Below are 15,042 nucleotides of genomic sequence, written 5' to 3' on the forward strand. Positions count from 1 at the left end.
TTGTGATCGACCTCAAATTTACATGAAAAAGAAGGCATTTTTTAATGCCTTCTTTTTTGTTTAAAGTTAACGATTGGTTTTCGCTTTGGACTTTGGCTTTCCAGAAAATGGTCTTTTCTCACCAGTCTCACGCGGTGGTAAACCTGTATGCTGAGTTAATACTTGTCCCTTTTGCGGATGCTTCTGACCCGATTGTGAACGAGTTTGTGGTTGTCCACGTTTTACCGAGTCTCCAGCAACAGTCGAATTCTTTTTACGCGCAGACTTATACTCACCCTCAGCCGTACCATGTGGTTGGTAGGTCGGAATCAAATGCTGTTTTGAATTACCAATCAGATCAACTCGTCCCATTTCCTTTAACGCTTCACGTAATAATGGCCAATTGTTTGGATCATGATAACGCAAGAATGCTTTGTGCAAACGACGGCGTTTTTCACCTTTTACAATATCAACATTTTCAGTGTAACGCGCCACTTTAGACAATGGGTTTTTGCCTGTGTAATACATCGTGGTCGCTGTCGCCATTGGTGAAGGATAGAAAGTCTGTACCTGATCAGCACGGAAACCATTCTTTTTCAACCAAATCGCCAAGTTCATCATGTCGTAATCGGTCGTTCCCGGATGCGCCGCAATGAAGTATGGAATCAAATATTGTTCTTTACCTGCTTCCTTACTAAAACGCTCAAACATTTGTTTGAAACGATCATAGGTACCGATTCCTGGTTTCATCATCTTGGATAATGGACCGTTTTCGGTATGTTCAGGTGCAATTTTCAGATAGCCACCGACATGGTGCTGGACTAATTCTTTGACATATTCAGGATTTAATACTGCAAGATCATAACGGAGACCTGAACCAATCAAAATCTTCTTCACACCTTTGATTTCACGTGCTTTACGATAAAGCTGAACCAATGGTGCATGATCGGTGTGTAAGTTTTGACAAACGCCCGGATAGACACAAGATGGTTTACGGCAATTCTTTTCAATCTCAGGATCGTTACAATGCAAACGATACATGTTTGCTGTTGGACCACCTAAGTCTGAGATAATGCCTGTAAATTGAGGTGCAGTATCACGGATCTTTTCAATTTCACGAAGAATTGATTCTTCAGAACGGTTTTGAATAATACGACCTTCATGTTCTGTAATCGAACAGAAAGTACAACCACCAAAACAACCACGCATGATATTGACCGAGAATTTGATCATATCAAAAGCAGGGAAACGCGCATTCTCATAAGACGGATGCGGTAAACGTGCATAAGGTAAATCAAATACATAATCCATTTCTTCCGTGGTTAACGGAATCGGTGGTGGATTAATCCAAACATCACGCTCACCATGACGTTGTACCAATGCACGAGCATTACCTGGGTTGGTTTCTAGATGCAAAATACGGTTGGCATGTGCATAGAGTACCTGATCCTCAGCCACTTCTTCATAAGAAGGTAACCGAATTACCGCCAATTCACGTGGCGGTAATTTATGTTTAATTGCTTTTGATGGTGCAGGTTTCAGCTGTACGATCTGCGTATCTGGATCTAGATTGTCGCCTTCACGTACAATTGGGTTTGCCACAAATTCTTTTTGGAAGTTTTGATACTGCGCCAGTGAGTTGCCTTTTTCTTTTTCAACTTCACAGCCATCAATATCTTCAGTCATCACATAAGGATTGATGATTTGATCAACACGTCCGATGGTATCGACATCGTTACTGGCGATTTCAACGAATTTTGCTTTCGATTTTTTATTATGTTTATTGATAATAAATGCTGTACCGCGAACATCTGTGATCTCGTGAACTTTTTCACCTTTGGCTAAACGATGCATCACATCAATAATGGCACGCTCACCATTACCATACATCAATAAATCAGCTTTAGAATCCATCAAGATTGAACGGCGAACTTTGTCTGACCAATAATCATAATGTGCGATACGACGTAGACTACCTTCAATCCCACCCAGCAATACAGGCACATCTGGGTAAGCTTCACGACAACGTTGGCAATATACCGTTGCAGCACGATCTGGACGCTTATTCGCTTCATTATTTGGAGAATAGGCATCATCCGAACGGATTTTACGATCTGCCGTATAACGGTTGATCATTGAGTCCATATTACCTGCGGTCACGCCCCAAGCAATCGTTGGTTTTCCTAATACACGGAAACTTTCTGCATTGGTCCAATCAGGTTGCGCAATAATACCAACACGAAAGCCTTGCGCCTCTAATACACGTCCAATTACACCTGAAACAAAGGAAGGATGATCAATATAAGCATCACCGCAAACGAGGATAAAGTCACACGCATCCCAGCCAAGCAGATCCATTTCTTCTCGTGACATCGGCAAAAATGGTGCGGGTTCAAAACACGACGCCCAATATTTGTCGTAATCAAACAACGCTTTTGGCGCGGTCTGCATGGTATAGGCAGTAGACATGGCTTGCGAATCTCGGCTAGCTGAAATGCTGGGATAGCATCAAAGATGAAAGCCGATCATTTTAACATGAATTTGATTCATTTTTATAGGTTAAAAAACAAACAAAGATATTCCCTCAGCAGGTATTTGTAACCACTTGAGGGAATATAGGCATAACTTATTGATAATTATTGTTCTTCGTTCAAGAAACCTTCTTTAATCTCTGAAGGTAGATCTTGATGCCACCATGCATAAATAGAAGCTTTAATCTCTTCATCTTCGTCAGGATCATTGAATGGCTCATCATCTTCACGAATAAGTTCATCCCCATCAAATTTGAACCAAAACTCCCATGGATCGTCATCACCACAGCCCCAAGCTTGTGCATGAATATCAGGTAATAATCCTTTTAAAAATAATAAAATATTTTCAATGTTTTCATCACCATTTGAGCCATGGGTAAAATCTAAAACGGCATAGCCAGCAATATAATTTAAAGTTTCTGGTCCTAAATCATATTGAATCGAATCGACTTGATCCAATAAATCTTGTGCCAATTCAATACTTTCTGGATTAATCTTTAATGCGACTTCTAAAAATCTCTCAGAACTTCCATCATGATCTTTGAATAGCGTTTCGAGTTGCCCCATTACCTTTGCATCAGGATGTTTATAATAAACTCGACTATGTAATTCCATATTTCCCCCCAATTTTAATATGATATTCATGCCCAACAAGGCACTTGATTAACTTACTCAATTTCACTGACTTTGATCAAGTTTCTGCGACTCTAGTTGTCGTGTTATTTTGTTCTTTTCTAGATGGGTCAAATATAAAGCAAGTGTAAAACCAATTATTAAAATTATCCCTACACCCAAATTAATTCCTATCCAACCAAATTTTTCCCAAATTAAACCACCACTACTCCCAAGCAAACTTGAACCCATGTAATAGCAAAATAAATACAGCGAGGAAGCCACTGCACGATATTGAACCGCTTGTACAGAAACCCAACTACTTGCGGTCGAATGCGCCGCGAAGAATGAAAAGGTAAAAATCGTTAAACCTAACAAAATCATCCAAAGTGATGGAATTAAGGTAATCAATAATCCGACCATCATCATCATTAGCAATACAGGCAAGACTTTATCACGCCCATACTTAAAACCCCACTGCGCGGCTTTAGGCGAACTATAAATGCCTGCGAGATAAGCAATCGAAATCACGCCAATCCATGCTTGTGATAAGTGAAATGGTGCTTCTAATAAATGATAGCTAATGTAGTTAAACACGGTCACTAAACAGCCCATTAAGATAAAACCTTGGGCAAATAAAATCCTTAGTTTTGGATCTTTTAAGTTCTGCTCAAATGCTGCCTTAAAGCGAGAAAATCGAAAGGGAAAAGGCTTAAAATGCTGCGATTTAGGTAATAAAAAATAGAACAAACAAGCGATAATGAGGTTTAGAAAACCAATAATATAAGTAGCAGATTGCCAAGAAATAAAATCAACTAAAACCCCCGCGATTAAACGCCCTCCCATTCCACCAATTGCCGTACCTGAAATATACAGCCCCATGGCAAAACCGATATCTTTTTGTGCGATCTCCTCTCCAATATACGTCATTGCAACCGCTGCTACACCACTCACTGCTAAGCCAATAAAAATACGAGTAGTCAGAAAGATTTCCCAAATCGGAAATGAAGCACTAATCAGCAATAATACGGAAACAAAAAATAAGGCAAACACCATAATACTTTTGCGTCCGTAACGATCAGAAATGAATCCTGTGAACAACAAACCAATCGCGAGTGCAATGGTTGAAAAAGATAAAGGGAAACTACTGTGAGTCGGTGTGACCTGAAAGAATTTTGCAAAGATCGGCATCATCGGCTGTACACAGTACAAGGATGAAAAGGAAGCAAAACCAGCAAAGAACAAAGACCATAAAATCGCAGTAAACGATTTTGAACCATATTCAATATGGGTTGGGCGTGTAACTGATTCAGACATGAGGACTCCTTCTGCCTGATCAGTATACGCTTTCAGCCGAAATGAGGAATGACCATTTCGGCTAATTTTACCCGACGTTTAAAATAATGCTTTCGGCAAACGAATTTGAATAATTTCGTTATCGTCAGCAAGTTTGGCATTACGTCCCGATGAACCTGGGAAATTATTGTCATTCAATACAGTTAATGTCGTTCCATTTTCAATAATTACATCTTCAATCGTTTCAAATGGGAAAGCAAAGACCTGACCTGTTCCAATATCCCCGTCACGCGCTGTGCCATAGAGTAAATTTGGATTGGCAATTTTGATTAAATCCACCAAATCTTCACGTACTACCATTTGTTTAGGCTCGGACAAAGTGACCCGTATCAGCTTCTTATACCCGCCTAAATTATTTTGGCTCGCATCACGTTCGATGATGATGCCTTCTTTACCACTAAACAATTGGAAATCACCAATATTGGTTGCCTTGCTATTTAAAGCGAACCAATAATATTGCCCCGTATAACTTTTCTTCTGAATATCAAATTGAGAAATCAGAAGTTGACCTGTAGCATCATTCAGCAATGGCTTTTCCAGTAAAGGATATAGATATTTGCCATCTGGAGAAATCGCCATTCCCTCAAAGCCGCCACTGCGCTGTACCAAAGGCTCAACAAAATTGATGCTAGCTTTGTTAAATTGGTTTTGAGGAGAACGTAGTTCTTGGGCTGGATTTAAAGGATTAGGCAATCCAATTGGTGCATCCAATAAAATTCCTTCTGCTGAGAAATGTAATAAGTAAGGACCAAACTCATCACCGATCCAATAGCTCCCATCTGCTGCACGTTGCATCGACTCAGGATCAAAATCGGCACCCGTTAATAAACGTTCTGAAGTATTTCCATTCACAATTTCAAAAGGAATACGCTTATTGGGATCACGTAATTGAATAAAGCTTTGGACGGACACTTGCCCTGTGCCTTTATTTTTTGTTCTGAAATCAGCCTTGATTTTATAAATACGCAATAAATAATCCGCTGAATTGTCTTGCGTACCAAAACCATTATCAGACATCGCCATATAACTACCATCTTCATTCTTCAAAGCAGCCGAGAAACCTTGTACAGGTTGCCCTTTAAATGGTGGATAAATACCATTAGCGCCACTGACAGCGTTGCCTGAATCTGGTCCAATCGCATAGGTTTCTACAGGCAGCTTAGCAAAAGACATCAAGGTTGGCTCAGTCACTTGATCTACCGATGTTTTTTGATCTTGATCATCATTACATGCCGTTAAAGCCAAAGCACTACAGCACAATAAAGCCAATAAAGTTTTCTTGTTCATGATTTTATACATTTGGTAAAAATTAAGAAAAATTAGAACAAGTTTTTATGAAGCTTTGACTTCAATAAAATGAAATCTTTATGGCGATACAATCCAGTACTCTCTAAAAATCATTTTTATTTAGAGTTTTGTGGGCTGATATTCACCTGCAATCGCAGCTTTTAAAAAATTCTGAAAAGTCGGACATTGCATATGATTTTCTGCGGGACATTCCGCAGCATGTCTCAATCCTTCGCTAATGAAATGTAAACGTCGTGTCATTTGTTCTAATTGTTCTGCCTTATCATTCAGCATTTTCCGATTCAATTCAGGCTTTCCATCTTGCCCAAACATGCTTGCAATTTCATCCAATGAAAAGCCTGCTGCTCGCCCTAATGCAATGAGAGCCAGTTGATCCAAAACTTGTTTACCGTACTGACGACGTAAGCCATGACGACCAATCGATTTGATTAACCCTTTCTCTTCATAAAAGCGCAATGTCGATGTCGTGAGCTTTGCTTTTTTTGCGACTTCACCAATATCCATACATACCCCTTGACTTCAAGTTGACTTGAACTTGCACAATCAATTTATCAGATTTTATTGGCAAAGGCTCAAGGTGATGAAATGAATGTGTTGGAACGATTGATCTACATTTTTGGACTTGGTATTTGTGCAACCATCATCATGGATATTTGGTTGTTGATATTAAAAAGATTCAATATCCCAACGTTAAATTTTGCTTTACTTGGACGTTGGGTTGGCTGGATTTTGTGTGGAAAAATCCAGCATCAATCCATTGCTCAAAGTCCAGAAATTCGACATGAATATCTACTTGGCTGGATTGCTCATTACAGTGTGGGTGTCATTTTCTCTTTCAGCTTTATTTTAATGGTAGGCCAAAATTGGTTGGCTCAACCTCAATTTCCTTCTGCGCTTTCCTTTGGTGTCATCACTGTTTTGATACCTTTCCTGATCATGCAACCCGCGATGGGATTAGGTATCGCTGCCTCAAAGACACCTCAGCCTTTTATTAACCGCATCAAAAGTTTGATCAATCACAGTATTTTTGGGTGTGGTTTATTTCTCACCGCTGAATTATTTAATTTTTTCTAATCGAGGACAAAACCATGAAATCTATCGCAATTATTTATCATAGCCGCCAAGGTCATACTCAATTTATTGCAGAGCAAATACAAACAGGTGCTGCACAAGTAGAGAATATTCAAATTGATTTATTAACAGCGGAATCATTGATGGCTCATCCAGACCTCATCACCCAATATGATGGACTCATTTGGGGTAGCCCAACTTATTTAGGCGGTGTCTCAGGTACATTAAAGCAACTAATGGATCTCACAGGACCATTATGGAAAATGCAAAGCCTAAAAGGAAAACTCGCGGCAGGATTTACGGTTTCATCACTTCCTGCTGGAGATAAACAGTCTACACTCATTTCACTTTTCACCTTTTGTATGCAACACGGTATGATATGGATTGGTAATCCTGTTCTACCTGAACAACATCAAGGTGTACCTTATACTCAGGCACTCAATCGTCTTGGTTCTTGGTCAGGTTTAATGGCGCAAGCTGAACATCAAAGTGCAGCCAATGCGTTTGATTTTGGTGATATTAAAACCGCTCAATTATTCGGGCAAAATTTTGCATTAAATTTAAATGCAATTCAGAGGTGATTACGTGAAGGCAGCAAGTCTTTTATTTCCATTGATATTATCTTGCATGATGTCATTTCTCATCTCAGGAATTACCACCTTTAAAGCGGTAGGTTTAATTGATAACTTCTTTTCAATGTGGATGTCAGCTTGGATTGTGGCGTGGATGTTTGCGTTTCCAAGTGTATTAGTCTGTGCACCGATTGCTCAAAAGCTAGTGGCATGGATAATAAAGACGGCAAATTTGAAGCACTGAGATATTCAACTATGTAAGCCACGGCCTACACGAAATCAGGTGATTGACGCATATACAGCATGCCAATACTTATCTAGAATGCAAGACATAGAGACAGGAAGTCTCATTCAGAACAACAAAAAGCACAGGACGTGGTCATCGACAGGAGTTGATGATAGCACCAAATACGAAGAAGCCTCGACAGGAAGTCGAGGCTTCTTTTTTCTAAATTAAGTCAAGCTCAAAATATAAAAACCAACGATTTTGCCTATGAACCATCATTGACCCGAACTAGTCCACTTTTTACTATCCGCGTGCTTTTATATGATGGATATACTTTTTTCAAGATGATAACGCGCTACAGATTTTCTTTTAATCGGTTTCAAAACAAATGTCTTAAACTCAGCTTTATTGTTGTTAGTACCTACTTCATCGTTGCATGTACAACAACAAAATCACCAACAATCAGCCATTCACAACAATTTTCACAAGGCATTCAAACCGCTTTTTCTGTTCATCCAACGACTGCAAATCGTGTCGCACCGATGATCCTGCAAAGCGCTGAATCTTATAACATTTCTCCACATTTACTAGCTGCACTGATTCGACAAGAATCTAGCTATATCGCCAATGCCAGATCATCAGCAGATGCTGTGGGTTTGACCCAAGTACGTCCCAAATTTTGGCAACAGACCTGTTCTGGAAATCTTTATGATGAACAGATTAATATTAATTGTGGAGCATACATTCTTGCAAAATACTATCAAGCGACTGGTGATTGGTTCAAAGCACTCGGTTATTACAATGTCGGTCCAACGGGTTATAAAAGAAGTCTCTACATGCGCAATCAAGCACATCGCTATGCCAACTCGGTAAAACGTCATGAGCAAACTTTAAAAGAAGCGTTATGATTACATCATGTACGCATAAGCGTACATCAGTTGTGGTGATTGGCGAATATACGACTAAAGTATTAAGCTCTATCATAGCAATTATAGAGAGACAGGAAGTCTCATTCAGAACAACAAGAAGCACAGGACGTGGTCGTTGACAGGAGTTAGCGGCAAGAAACCAAATATGAAAAAGCCTCGACAGGATGTCGGGGCTTTTTTTATAGATGAAGACGATATTCACATGATCATAAAATAACTATTATTGACTCATTTACAGGGTGTTAATACCATCAATTCATCTTTGTACTTTTGGTTTATTATTTTGCAATTCTTATTCAATCATACTGATCAATATAGTCGTATCAATAAATTCAATGGAATGATTTTAAAAATTAGTTTGATCATGATAGCGATCAGTATGACAGCATGCAGTAGTTTAAGTGGATCATTTGCCAATCGATCTAGTCAATTGTCTTCAGGTTTGCAAAATGCCTATTCTGTTGCTCCAAATACTGCCAATCGTTTATCACCCATGATTGTACAAAGTGCCGAGCGTTATGATGTTTCACCGACTTTACTTGCTGCACTGATTCGCCAAGAGTCAAATTATAATAGCTCAGCGCGCTCTCCTACCGGTGCGATTGGTTTAAGCCAAATTATTTCCAGTTATTGGAGTACATCTTGCCCTGGCAATTTGTATGATGAAAACACTAATATCAACTGTGGTGCTTATATTCTTTCCAGCTATTACAAATCTGCTGGAAGTTGGTCTAAAGCTGTAGCGTATTACAATGTTGGACCGACTGGCTATGAACGTAGTTTTTGGACTCGCCATAAAGCGAAGAAATATGCACGCTCAGTTAAACGCCATGAAAAGACCTTAAAGAAAGCTTTATAATATGAAGTAATAAAAAAACCATGCACTTAGGCATGGTTTTTACTCACTGAACAATACAATCAAGCTCCGTCAAATAAACCTTCAAATAAAACAGAAGATAAATAACGCTCACCACTATCAGGCAAGATCACCACAATGGTTTTACCTACATTTTCAGGACGTTCTGCAATCTGTGCTGCCGCTGCTAAAGCTGCACCGCTTGAGATACCAACCAAAATACCTTCTTGAGTTGCACACTTTCTTGCCCACTCAATCGCTTCAGCACTATTCACAGGTACAACTTCATCCACCAAATCCAAATCTAAGTTCTTCGGGATGAAGTTCGCTCCAATACCTTGAATCTTATGCGGTGCAGGCGTAATAGTTTCACCATTTTTCGTTTGAGTAATGATTGGAGATTCAGCAGGTTCAACGGCTACAGAATAAATTGGCTTATTCTGTACTTGCTCAAAATAACGAGAAATACCTGTAATTGTCCCGCCAGTGCCAACACCTGCAACTAAAATATCAACTTGCCCATTGGTTGCCTGCCAGATTTCTGGACCTGTAGTGTCGACATGAATCTGTGGATTGGCTGGATTTTCAAATTGTTGTGGTAGAAAATAAAGCTCAGGATTTTCCGTTGCTAAACGAACCGCTTCATCTACTGCACCTTTCATACCTTTAGCCGGTTCAGTTAAAACAAGATTCGCGCCTAAAGCTTTTAATACTTTTCTGCGTTCTAAACTCATACTGGCTGGCATCGTCAAAGTGATTGGATAACCTTTTGCCGCTGCAACGAATGCTAATGCAATTCCTGTATTGCCACTGGTTGGTTCAACAATATGCATACCCGCTTTCAACACACCACGCTTTTCCGCATCCGCAATCAAGGCTGCTCCAATACGACATTTTACAGAGAATGCAGGATTACGGCTTTCAACTTTTGCCAATACCGTTGCACCAGTTTTAATCAGACGATTGATACGAACCAATGGTGTATTACCAATCGCTTCAGCATTATTTGAATATACTGCGATCCCTAAGTTTGCAGGCGTTGGAAATTGTTGATCGGTCGACATGTTATTTCCTTATTAGATTTGGAATGATTCTCAATCATTATAGGCTTGTCAGCTGAGTAGGAAAGTAGAAAACGTAGGATTTATGAAAAGCTCTCCCCATATTTATAGCTTTATTCACTGATTATGCACCCGTAAACCATGAGAACAACACATACTCATCGAACGTTTCATAAAATATTTCTACCTCATTCCACTCTGCTGTTAATTCTAATGCTAATTTTAGATCTGAAGAAATAGGCAAAGTAAAACTTTCAACTGGAAGAACCCTACCACCATTATGATAAATCCCCCAACGATCAAAATATTTTAGATTTTTTGCATTCTGACTTTCCTTTATTAATTTTTGAATAGAATACATTATCCATTGTGTTTGTTTTTGGACTTCTAATTCAGTCAATTTTTTGAAATTAGCTTTCTCTAATATAGGTAACAACCAAATATCAAAAATATTTTTTAAATCTGTTGTAGTTGTTTCAAGAATATCCCATTCTTCATAAAAATGAAGTTCATGAATAATCAGTGTTATAAATGCTTCTAATGAATTCAAACCTTGTGATTTTTTACAAATAAAATAGACAACATCACACATCCCTTCATCGAAAGTCCTATATTCAATTCGATCAATGTCTACGCGAGTAGCATTCGATAGTGTATTTTCTACTTGTTTAAGATTTGGTTTAATTTTTTCTAATGAGATTTCATCCATAACATCTTCTTAATCAATCACAATTATATAATTAGAATAAATATCAAATAAAAAACACCCCTAACCGTTAGGTTAGGGGTGTTTTAGATTTAAAAGCTGGCGATGACTTACTCTCACATGGCAAGTGCCACACTACCATCAGCGCGAAGAGGTTTCACTTCTGAGTTCGGGAAGGGATCAGGTGGTTCACTCTTGCTATTGTCGCCAGCAAACTGTTGTGGTGTTTTCGGGTCTTATTCACGATGTAATCATCGTATGCCTTACTTACGGTCCAAAGAGTTATTAACGGATTAGATAATTGGTCTGTATTGTAACTAGTTTGTACACTAAATCAAGTTAAGTATTGAATTTATCTTGAATACAACAACTGTTTGGGTGTTGTATAGTCAAGCCTCACGAGCAATTAGTATTGGTCAGCTTCACACGTCACCGTGCTTCCACACCCAACCTATCAACGTCCTAGTCTCGAACGGCTCTTTAGAGGACATAAAGTCCTAGGGAAATCTTATCTTGAGGTAGGCTTCCCGCTTAGATGCTTTCAGCGGTTATCCCTTCCGAACATAGCTACCCGGCGATGCCACTGGCGTGACAACCGGTACACCAGAGGTTCGTCCACTCTGGTCCTCTCGTACTAGGAGCAGATCCTCTCAAATTTCCAGCGCCCACGGTAGATAGGGACCGAACTGTCTCACGACGTTCTAAACCCAGCTCGCGTACCTCTTTAAATGGCGAACAGCCATACCCTTGGGACCTGCTTCAGCCCCAGGATGAGATGAGCCGACATCGAGGTGCCAAACACCGCCGTCGATATGAACTCTTGGGCGGTATCAGCCTGTTATCCCCAGAGTACCTTTTATCCGTTGAGCGATGGCCCTTCCATACAGAACCACCGGATCACTAAGACCTACTTTCGTACCTGCTCGACTTGTGGGTCTCGCAGTTAAGCGCGCTTTTGCCTTTATACTCTACGCGTGATTTCCGACCACGCTGAGCGCACCTTCGTACTCCTCCGTTACTCTTTAGGAGGAGACCGCCCCAGTCAAACTACCCACCAGACATGGTCCTCGCCCCGGATTACGGGGCAGAGTTAGAACCTCAACATTACCAGGGTGGTATTTCAAGGACGGCTCCATTGGAACTAGCGTTCCAACTTCAAAGCCTCCCACCTATCCTACACAAGTAAGGTCAAAGTTCAATGTCAAGCTGCAGTAAAGGTTCACGGGGTCTTTCCGTCTAGCCGCGGGTACACTGCATCTTCACAGCGATTTCGATTTCACTGAGCCTCTGCTGGAGACAGCGCCGCCATCATTATGCCATTCGTGCAGGTCGGAACTTACCCGACAAGGAATTTCGCTACCTTAGGACCGTTATAGTTACGGCCGCCGTTTACTGGGGCTTCGATCAAGAGCTTCGCTTACGCTAACCCCATCAATTAACCTTCCAGCACCGGGCAGGCATCACACCCTATACGTCCACTTTCGTGTTTGCAGAGTGCTATGTTTTTAATAAACAGTTGCAGCGGCCTGGTTTCTGTGGCTGCCAATAGCTCAGGGAGCAAGTCCCATCACCGTCAGCAGCGTACCTTCTCCCGAAGTTACGGTACCATTTTGCCTAGTTCCTTCAGCAGAGTTCTCTCAAGCGCTTTGGTCTACTCGACCTGACCACCTGTGTCGGTTTCGGGTACGATTCCTGTGTAACTGAAGCTTAGAGACTTTTCCTGGAAGCATGGTATCAGCCACTTCACTGTACAAGTACAGCTTGCTATCAGCTCTCAGCATAGAGCACCCCGGATTTGCCTAAGATGCATGCCTACAGCCTTCCACCTGGACAACCAACGCCAGGCTGACTTAACCTTCTCCGTCCTCTCATCGCATTACACAGAAGTATTGGAATATTAACCAATTTCCCATCGACTACGCCTCTCGGCCTCGCCTTAGGGGTCGACTCACCCAGCCCCGATTAACGTTGGACTGGAACCCTTGGTCTTTCAGCGAACGGGTTTTTCACCCGTTTTGTCGTTACTCACGTCAGCATTCGCACTTCTGATACCTCCAGCATACTTCTCAATACACCTTCATCGGCTTACAGAACGCTCCCCTACCACTTACGCTAATGCGTAAATCCGCAGCTTCGGCACATAGTTTTAGCCCCGTTACATCTTCCGCGCAGGCCGACTCGACTAGTGAGCTATTACGCTTTCTTTAAAGGGTGGCTGCTTCTAAGCCAACCTCCTAGCTGTCTATGCCTTCCCACATCGTTTCCCACTTAACTATGATTTTGGGGCCTTAGCTGGCGGTCTGGATTGTTTTCCTCTTGACTACGGACGTTAGCACCCGCAGTCTGTCTCCCGGATAGTACTCATTGGTATTCGGAGTTTGCATCGGTTTGGTAAGTCGGGATGACCCCCTAGCCGAAACAGTGCTCTACCCCCAATGGTATTCGTCCGAGGCGCTACCTAAATAGCTTTCGGGGAGAACCAGCTATCACCAGGCTTGATTAGCCTTTCACCCCTATCCACAAGTCATCCCCTGGCTTTTCAACGACAGTGGGTTCGGTCCTCCAGTTAGTGTTACCCAACCTTCAACCTGCTCATGGATAGATCGCCTGGTTTCGGGTCTACACCCAGCAACTAAACGCCCTATTAAGACTCGATTTCTCTACGGCTCCCCTATTCGGTTAACCTTGCTACTGAATGTAAGTCGCTGACCCATTATACAAAAGGTACGCAGTCACCGAACAAGTCGGCTCCCACTGCTTGTATGCATGCGGTTTCAGGATCTATTTCACTCCCCTCACAGGGGTTCTTTTCGCCTTTCCCTCACGGTACTGGTTCACTATCGGTCAGTCAGGAGTATTTAGCCTTGGAGGATGGTCCCCCCATATTCAGACAAGGTTTCACGTGCCTCGCCCTACTCGTCATCATTGTGTGTGCCCTTTCGTGTACGGGAATATCACCCTCTACGTTCGCACTTCCCAGAGCGTTCCACTAGAACACACACAACTTAATGGGCTGCTCCCCGTTCGCTCGCCGCTACTAAGGGAATCTCAATTGATTTCTTTTCCTAAGGGTACTGAGATGTTTCACTTCCCCTCGTTCGCTTCATAAACCTATGTATTCAGTTTATGATACCCGCCTTATAGCGGGTGGGTTCCCCCATTCAGAAATCTCCGGATCAAAGGATATTTGCCGCCTCCCCGGAGCTTTTCGCAGGCTATCACGTCTTTCATCGCCTCTGACTGCCAAGGCATCCACCACATGCACTTAATTACTTGACTATACAACCCCAAACAGTCGTTAACACATACAAGTGAGTGTTAGCGTTGCAAACTTAATTGCTACTATTCGTTGTCTGTGAACTTAATCACCATACAGCTTCAATCTAAATTCATTACCAAAACGCTTGATTCAGTGTTTTTGCTAGTTCTCAGATTAACTCTTCATCCAACTGAAATACTTACGTATTACTGTTAGTGTTGAATTAATCGAGTTTGAACAATTTATTTCAGACTCAATTTTCTAATCTGTTAATGATTAACTACCACCTCGTCGGTGCGTAGTAAACTGTGATAAATCACAGAAGTTAATAAACTCAAATCAAAATCTCTTTTGACTTATTTAGGTATTTATTAATTTCTATAATTTACTTTAGCTTTGAATTAATTTCGTTCTTACAAACTCTTTTTAATTCATGGTGGAGACTAGGAGAGTCGAACTCCTGACCTCCTGCGTGCAAAGCAGGCGCTCTACCAACTAAGCTAAGTCCCCAGCTTAAATCATAATGAACGACATATCTTTCAATCTAGCAGCTTGTGATTATTCATCACTTCGTCA

General features: G+C 41.1%; 13 protein-coding genes, 1 tRNA gene and 2 rRNA genes. 6 read left to right on the plus strand and 10 right to left on the minus strand.

Annotated features, from left to right (window positions below; all coding sequences use genetic code 11):
* Positions 1–66 precede the first annotated feature (66 nt).
* The 5 genes from NGC85_RS15815 to NGC85_RS15835 all read right to left on the minus strand — a co-directional run bounded on the left by NGC85_RS15815 (position 67) and on the right by NGC85_RS15835 (position 6,290).
* Entirely contained in the window at positions 67–2,448 is a 2,382-nt protein-coding gene (locus tag NGC85_RS15815) for a YgiQ family radical SAM protein (protein WP_254732293.1), read from the minus strand.
* Positions 2,449–2,615: 167 nt separating this feature from the next.
* A complete protein-coding gene (locus tag NGC85_RS15820) occupies positions 2,616–3,125 on the minus strand; it encodes a hypothetical protein (protein ID WP_254732294.1) in 510 nt (169 codons plus the stop codon).
* Between the two features lie 63 nt (positions 3,126–3,188).
* Positions 3,189–4,439: an MFS transporter gene (locus tag NGC85_RS15825; RefSeq protein WP_254732295.1), complete on the minus strand. Its 1,251-nt coding sequence runs from the start codon at positions 4,437–4,439 to the stop codon at positions 3,189–3,191.
* Positions 4,440–4,517: 78 nt separating this feature from the next.
* Complete coding sequence (locus tag NGC85_RS15830; protein WP_254732296.1) at positions 4,518–5,765, minus strand: esterase-like activity of phytase family protein; 1,248 nt, start codon at positions 5,763–5,765, stop codon at positions 4,518–4,520.
* Between the two features lie 120 nt (positions 5,766–5,885).
* A complete protein-coding gene (locus NGC85_RS15835) occupies positions 5,886–6,290 on the minus strand; it encodes a helix-turn-helix domain-containing protein (protein WP_254732297.1) in 405 nt (134 codons plus the stop codon).
* An 81-nt stretch (positions 6,291–6,371) separates the two neighbouring features.
* On the opposite strand from NGC85_RS15835, the gene NGC85_RS15840 reads away from it, so the two are divergent.
* The 6 genes from NGC85_RS15840 (at position 6,372) to NGC85_RS15865 (ending at position 9,443) form a co-directional block, all read left to right on the plus strand.
* The gene (locus NGC85_RS15840; RefSeq protein WP_254805625.1) at positions 6,372–6,860 is read left to right on the plus strand and encodes a DUF2938 domain-containing protein; all 489 of its coding nucleotides are present in this window, start codon (positions 6,372–6,374) and stop codon (positions 6,858–6,860) included.
* A gap of 14 nt (positions 6,861–6,874) precedes the next feature.
* On the plus strand, positions 6,875–7,438 hold the full coding sequence (locus NGC85_RS15845) for a flavodoxin family protein (protein WP_254732298.1): 564 nt from the start codon (positions 6,875–6,877) through the stop codon (positions 7,436–7,438).
* Between the two features lie 4 nt (positions 7,439–7,442).
* Positions 7,443–7,673 (plus strand): DUF2798 domain-containing protein, encoded by a 231-nt coding sequence (locus NGC85_RS15850; RefSeq protein WP_254732299.1) that lies wholly within the window; start codon positions 7,443–7,445, stop codon positions 7,671–7,673.
* Positions 7,674–7,999: 326 nt separating this feature from the next.
* Positions 8,000–8,563 carry a lytic transglycosylase domain-containing protein gene (locus NGC85_RS15855; protein ID WP_254732300.1) on the plus strand — a complete coding sequence of 188 codons (564 nt, stop codon included), beginning with the start codon at positions 8,000–8,002 and terminating at the stop codon, positions 8,561–8,563.
* Positions 8,560–8,703, plus strand: a complete 144-nt coding sequence (locus tag NGC85_RS15860) for a hypothetical protein (protein WP_155758105.1) — start codon at positions 8,560–8,562, stop codon at positions 8,701–8,703. Before NGC85_RS15855 ends, NGC85_RS15860 begins: the two co-directional genes overlap by 4 nt.
* 221 nt (positions 8,704–8,924) lie before the next feature.
* Positions 8,925–9,443, plus strand: a complete 519-nt coding sequence (locus tag NGC85_RS15865) for a lytic transglycosylase domain-containing protein (protein ID WP_254805626.1) — start codon at positions 8,925–8,927, stop codon at positions 9,441–9,443.
* 59 nt (positions 9,444–9,502) lie between these two features.
* Here NGC85_RS15865 and cysK read toward each other — a convergent pair whose 3' ends face one another.
* From cysK to NGC85_RS15890, 5 genes are all read right to left on the minus strand, one after another.
* On the minus strand, positions 9,503–10,504 hold the full coding sequence (cysK, locus tag NGC85_RS15870; RefSeq protein ID WP_254732301.1) for a cysteine synthase A: 1,002 nt from the start codon (positions 10,502–10,504) through the stop codon (positions 9,503–9,505).
* A 121-nt stretch (positions 10,505–10,625) separates the two neighbouring features.
* The gene (locus NGC85_RS15875; RefSeq protein ID WP_254732302.1) at positions 10,626–11,210 is read right to left on the minus strand and encodes a hypothetical protein; all 585 of its coding nucleotides are present in this window, start codon (positions 11,208–11,210) and stop codon (positions 10,626–10,628) included.
* A gap of 94 nt (positions 11,211–11,304) precedes the next feature.
* Positions 11,305–11,419, minus strand: a 5S ribosomal RNA gene (gene rrf, locus NGC85_RS15880).
* Between the two features lie 173 nt (positions 11,420–11,592).
* A 23S ribosomal RNA gene (locus NGC85_RS15885) occupies positions 11,593–14,486 on the minus strand.
* Positions 14,487–14,900: 414 nt separating this feature from the next.
* Positions 14,901–14,976: transfer RNA gene (locus NGC85_RS15890), tRNA-Ala, on the minus strand.
* Positions 14,977–15,042 lie beyond the last annotated feature (66 nt).

It is taken from the genome of Acinetobacter sp. Z1 (assembly GCF_024296945.1).
Taxonomy (GTDB): Bacteria; Pseudomonadota; Gammaproteobacteria; order Pseudomonadales; family Moraxellaceae; genus Acinetobacter; species Acinetobacter beijerinckii.

Bases quoted from the DNA above. Each gene is read 5' to 3' on its own strand.
- NGC85_RS15815 (WP_254732293.1), bottom strand. From the start codon at position 2,448: ATGTCTACTGCCTATACCATGCAGACCGCGCCAAAAGCGTTGTTTGAT.
- NGC85_RS15820 (WP_254732294.1), bottom strand. From the start codon at position 3,125: ATGGAATTACATAGTCGAGTTTATTATAAACATCCTGATGCAAAGGTA.
- NGC85_RS15825 (WP_254732295.1), bottom strand. From the start codon at position 4,439: ATGTCTGAATCAGTTACACGCCCAACCCATATTGAATATGGTTCAAAA.
- NGC85_RS15830 (WP_254732296.1), bottom strand. From the start codon at position 5,765: ATGAACAAGAAAACTTTATTGGCTTTATTGTGCTGTAGTGCTTTGGCT.
- NGC85_RS15835 (WP_254732297.1), bottom strand. From the start codon at position 6,290: ATGGATATTGGTGAAGTCGCAAAAAAAGCAAAGCTCACGACATCGACA.
- NGC85_RS15840 (WP_254805625.1), top strand. From the start codon at position 6,372: ATGAATGTGTTGGAACGATTGATCTACATTTTTGGACTTGGTATTTGT.
- NGC85_RS15845 (WP_254732298.1), top strand. From the start codon at position 6,875: ATGAAATCTATCGCAATTATTTATCATAGCCGCCAAGGTCATACTCAA.
- NGC85_RS15855 (WP_254732300.1), top strand. From the start codon at position 8,000: ATGATAACGCGCTACAGATTTTCTTTTAATCGGTTTCAAAACAAATGT.
- NGC85_RS15860 (WP_155758105.1), top strand. From the start codon at position 8,560: ATGATTACATCATGTACGCATAAGCGTACATCAGTTGTGGTGATTGGC.
- NGC85_RS15865 (WP_254805626.1), top strand. From the start codon at position 8,925: ATGATTTTAAAAATTAGTTTGATCATGATAGCGATCAGTATGACAGCA.
- cysK (WP_254732301.1), bottom strand. From the start codon at position 10,504: ATGTCGACCGATCAACAATTTCCAACGCCTGCAAACTTAGGGATCGCA.
- NGC85_RS15875 (WP_254732302.1), bottom strand. From the start codon at position 11,210: ATGGATGAAATCTCATTAGAAAAAATTAAACCAAATCTTAAACAAGTA.